The following is a 3,799-nucleotide window of genomic DNA, read 5'->3' as shown; positions in this document are numbered from 1 at the left end:
GCCGTTATCCCGTTATCAGCCTTTCTTTTAAGAATGCGGACGGGGAAACATTTCATGATGCTGTAAAGGCAATAATCCGGGGCTTTGCCGGCCTTTCTGACAAGTTTGCTTTTCTGGCCAGGCGGGATGATCTGGATACCGTATTCCTGCAGCGAATCCGAGATCTTAATACCGGAAAAGCGCGTGTTTTCAGGAATGACGGAAACTTTGAGAGCTCCATCTGGTGCCTTTTGCTCAGCTTTTTGGGGGATCTGGCTAAATGTCTGCATCAGGCCTTCAATAAACCTCCGGTCATTATCATTGATGATTGGGATCATCCCCTGCAAAAAGCCACAGCCCGCGGCTATTACACCGACATGATCGATATTATCCAGGGCATCCTGAGCGCGGCTCTGAAGGACAGCAGTGATATCTTCAAGGGCTTTATCACCGGTGTCCATCATATCTCTTATCAGAGCATCTATTCCGGCTTTAACAACTATGTCGAAAGCAACATCACCAATGAGAGCCATGCCGAATTGATGGGATTCACCAAAGACGAAACCGCAACCCTCCTGAAAACACTCGGCATGGAAAGCCGGCTCCCTGACGTTATCGATTGGTACGGCGGCTACATCATTGCCGGCAATGATATGGTTTGTCCCCGGAGTGTTATGGAATACCTCTCCCGGGCGCTCAATGCGGAACACGATTCCGCCGCCTTCCAGCCGGAAAACATTCGAACAAACTCCAGCTCCGATGATATCATCGAGCTCAGCATGAAAAACCGCAGATGGCGCAGTTTGGAGCGTCTTCAGCATCTTCTGGAAGGCAAAACAGAAGAAATTGCTCTCAGGACATTCACCTCCTATCCGGTCATTACCGCAGATACCGATTTTGATACCATCGCCACTCTGATGCTGCATACGGGATATCTTACGGTGGCCGGGGATGCCGTTCCCTCCGCCAGAAACAGAGCCGTGGTCAGAATTCCGAATAAAGAGGTTCTGGAGCGCTTTTCAGAAAAGGCGAAAACGCTGTTCAGCGAAAGAAATCCGGAATGGCTGGACAAGGCCTTAAAAATCACAGCGGCTTTTTTTGCCGGGGAAGCGGATAAAGCCTCTGATATCATTGAGGACATGCTGGTGAGCTTTATCAGTATCAGAAACACCGGGTATGAGTACTTTTACCACGGCTTTATGCTGGGAATTCTGTCCATGACAATAACAAACCGTATGTCCATGGAATCCAACCGGGAAAGCGGCAACGGCTTTTCTGACATTGTGATTAAAAACAGCAAAACCGGGAAAGCGGTGATTCTGGAGTTCAGGAAATGCGAAAGGGATACCCCTTTGGAGACTGAGAAGATATGCCGGGAAGCTCTGAAGCAAATTGAAATCAACCATTATGATCAGGAATTAAAGAAGGAATATCCGGAAGTGTTCAAGTATGGCATAGCCTTCGTTAAAAAAGGCTGCCGGGTAATCAAAGCCTAACCTGCGAGCCCCGGCAGCAAAAGACTGTTAAGCTTGTGCATGAGCAGTAAAAAGAGACCGCAGTCCCGGCCTTCCGGCCTTGTAAGAATGGACAATCAGGAGCTCAGCAGGGATGCCGGAGATCCGGAAAATGCCGCCGCCATGTACGAGGCCATGGAGGATATTTTCAGGATCGGGGACAGGGAAATAAGCTGAGTGATCATCAGGGAGCGGTCTCATTGTCCAGAATGTGCTGTCTGATGAATTTGTTCAGATTGTGGCCGGAAATGCAGGGAAGGAGCTTCATCGCTGACATGGAGCCATATCGTTCCAAAATGTATTTTGCAGTATCAAAAACGTTGGCCATGGCCCCTCCCTATTTAAGAAATTGTTAACATTCTGCACTTTTTTGTGATTACAACCGCATGAAAAATTTATTTTTTTCAAGGTGCTTAACAGCTTTTTTTGAAGATAAAGAAAAGTCTGAAATGGTTACAAGCAACATGCTGCGTAAATGGAAGCAAACTGTCAGGAATTCCCGACAGGTTCTTACGAGTTACGCCAAACGCAACCCCTGAGAGCTTTCCGTTATGAAGTCGCTCTGTCTCTGCATTACAGCCTTTCTTTCTTCCTGATACTCTGTTCTGCGGTAAGCGTTCGCAGTGCTGTTTCCCATCTTATGGCAGAGACACTTCCAGCACTTCCTCCGCAGGTTTTCGGGGCGGAGCTCCTTTCTGTCATTGTTACCGCTGCTTACGATCTTATGCGCCGCATCCCCCTGAAAAACTAAAATTTGACAAAAAACGGAGTCCGGAACCGCAAAAACAGGTATAGTTTTGGGGATCTGATCCAAGGCTTAAAGTCAGGGGAAGGTCAGGTATTTGGGAGTTTGGCAAAAATCATCCGGAGAACATCATGAAAATCGAACATATAGCCCTTTATGTCAATGATCTGGAAAACGCCCGGGAGTTTTTTGCGACCTGGCTCGGCGGGGTGTCCGGCCCTTGTTACCACAACCAAACCACCGGCTTCCGCTCTTATTTTGTGAGCTTTGAGGACGGAGCCCGGCTGGAGCTTATGCAGCGTCCGGACATGATCGATTCCGAAAAGGCGCCTTACCGTACCGGCTACAGTCATGTGGCTTTTTCCCTGGGGAGCCGGGAGGCGGTGGACTCTCTTACCGAGAAGCTCCGTCTGGCGGGGTATGAGGTTTTGAGCGGCCCCAGGATCACCGGGGACGGCTATTATGAAAGCGCGGTTCTGGCGGTGGAGGGGAATCAGATAGAGCTTACGGTCTGACCGCGGGAGACCGGCGGGCGGCCGCAGATCCCGGACGGAACAGAAACGGAAAGGCCGGCAAGCTGCCGGCCTTTCCGGAAATCCCAGGTAACCCCGGGTGTCTGTTTACTGCCGGAAGCGATTCCTTCCGGCGCTGTTATTTCTTTTTCCTTTCTCTCACGCTCTCGCTGTTGTTGTCTTATTTCTCAATGCTTATTTTCTGCCTGCCTTGCTTCTTATTCCTACTTAACGTAGCTGAAAAAATACTTCCGGGTTACGGGAGCAAAGCGGTTTCCGAGAGCAGCGGGTCTTTCAAATAATCTTTTCATGGTAGCCTCGTTGTTGTAATTCTGGTTAATCCCTGAGCATCCTCTTTCCGAGTCTGCATTTCATCATCATTTGTTATTATTCCGGGAGCTTCCGGGATCCTCTTCCGGATTCCTCCCCGGGTAATGCGCTCTTACTTTACGTAGCTGAAAAAGTAACGGCGGGTTACAGGAGCGATTTCCTGTCTGGCCAGCACATGCTTGCTGAAGAGTCTTCTCATTGGCGTTCCTTCTTAAAAGTGTTAACTGCGTCACATTTGATATAGGGCTAATGATAGTGATGCACCTCACATAATTCAATAGCAAAATGAAGGATTTTTACAGCTTTTTGCCATGAAACAGTTTTCAAAACTACGAAAACAATTTCAGAGAATACTGCATGACAACGGCGTATAAAGCCGTAATTGGTTAATTTTTAGCCATTTGCTGCTTTTTTGAGCATTTGTCAGCTCTTAAAACGGTGACAGTTCTCCTGAAATTGTGAGAAATTTAATTACATGGCAAGAACCAGGTTAAGAAGGCGGCGCATCACGATTAAGAGGGGATGAACTGAGAAGGGATGACAAGAGGAATGATAGGAGGAGATGAACAAAAAAGGATGAATAAAAGGGATGGACAGATGATGAAAATGAGAAGGGCGTTTTTTTCTGCGGCGAAGGTCAAATATGAGCTTAAATCCGCTCCCGAATTTTGGCCTGTATCCTGTTTATGCCGTTCCGTGATTTTTTGGATCGGGGCTTT

At 48.0% G+C, this 3,799-nt stretch carries 5 protein-coding genes; 4 read left to right on the top strand and 1 reads right to left on the bottom strand.

All coding sequences use genetic code 11. From position 1 onward, the window contains the following. Positions 1–1,475 (top strand): AAA family ATPase (locus tag ACJROR_RS11410; RefSeq protein ID WP_406547150.1); only part of this gene is annotated, 1,475 nt, incomplete at its 5' end. A 39-nt stretch (positions 1,476–1,514) separates the two neighbouring features. Further along, positions 1,515–1,670 (top strand): hypothetical protein, encoded by a 156-nt coding sequence (locus ACJROR_RS11405; protein WP_406547149.1) that lies wholly within the window; start codon positions 1,515–1,517, stop codon positions 1,668–1,670. Positions 1,671–1,677: 7 nt separating this feature from the next. On the opposite strand, the gene ACJROR_RS11400 is transcribed toward ACJROR_RS11405, so the two are convergent. Beyond that, a complete protein-coding gene (locus ACJROR_RS11400) occupies positions 1,678–1,821 on the bottom strand; it encodes a hypothetical protein (RefSeq protein WP_406547148.1) in 144 nt (47 codons plus the stop codon). A gap of 548 nt (positions 1,822–2,369) precedes the next feature. Between ACJROR_RS11400 and ACJROR_RS11395 the strand changes: the two genes are divergently transcribed. Both ACJROR_RS11395 and ACJROR_RS11390 read left to right on the top strand, forming a co-directional pair. Further along, entirely contained in the window at positions 2,370–2,753 is a 384-nt protein-coding gene (locus tag ACJROR_RS11395; RefSeq protein ID WP_406547147.1) for a VOC family protein, read from the top strand. An 864-nt stretch (positions 2,754–3,617) separates the two neighbouring features. Next, a partial coding sequence (locus ACJROR_RS11390; RefSeq protein ID WP_406547146.1) for a hypothetical protein occupies positions 3,618–3,799 on the top strand: 182 nt, incomplete at its 3' end.

The sequence above is a fragment of the Succinimonas sp. genome, assembly GCF_045225735.1.
In the GTDB taxonomy this organism is placed as follows: Bacteria; Pseudomonadota; Gammaproteobacteria; order Enterobacterales; family Succinivibrionaceae; genus Succinimonas.
The sequence above is the reverse complement of the archived record's forward strand: the minus strand, read 5'-3'. Positions and strand labels throughout refer to the sequence as shown.

Excerpts from the sequence above, each read along its gene's own strand:
- ACJROR_RS11400 (WP_406547148.1), bottom strand. The coding sequence starts at position 1,821 with ATGGCCAACGTTTTTGATACTGCAAAATACATTTTGGAACGATATGGC.
- ACJROR_RS11405 (WP_406547149.1), top strand. The coding sequence starts at position 1,515 with ATGAGCAGTAAAAAGAGACCGCAGTCCCGGCCTTCCGGCCTTGTAAGA.
- ACJROR_RS11395 (WP_406547147.1), top strand. The coding sequence starts at position 2,370 with ATGAAAATCGAACATATAGCCCTTTATGTCAATGATCTGGAAAACGCC.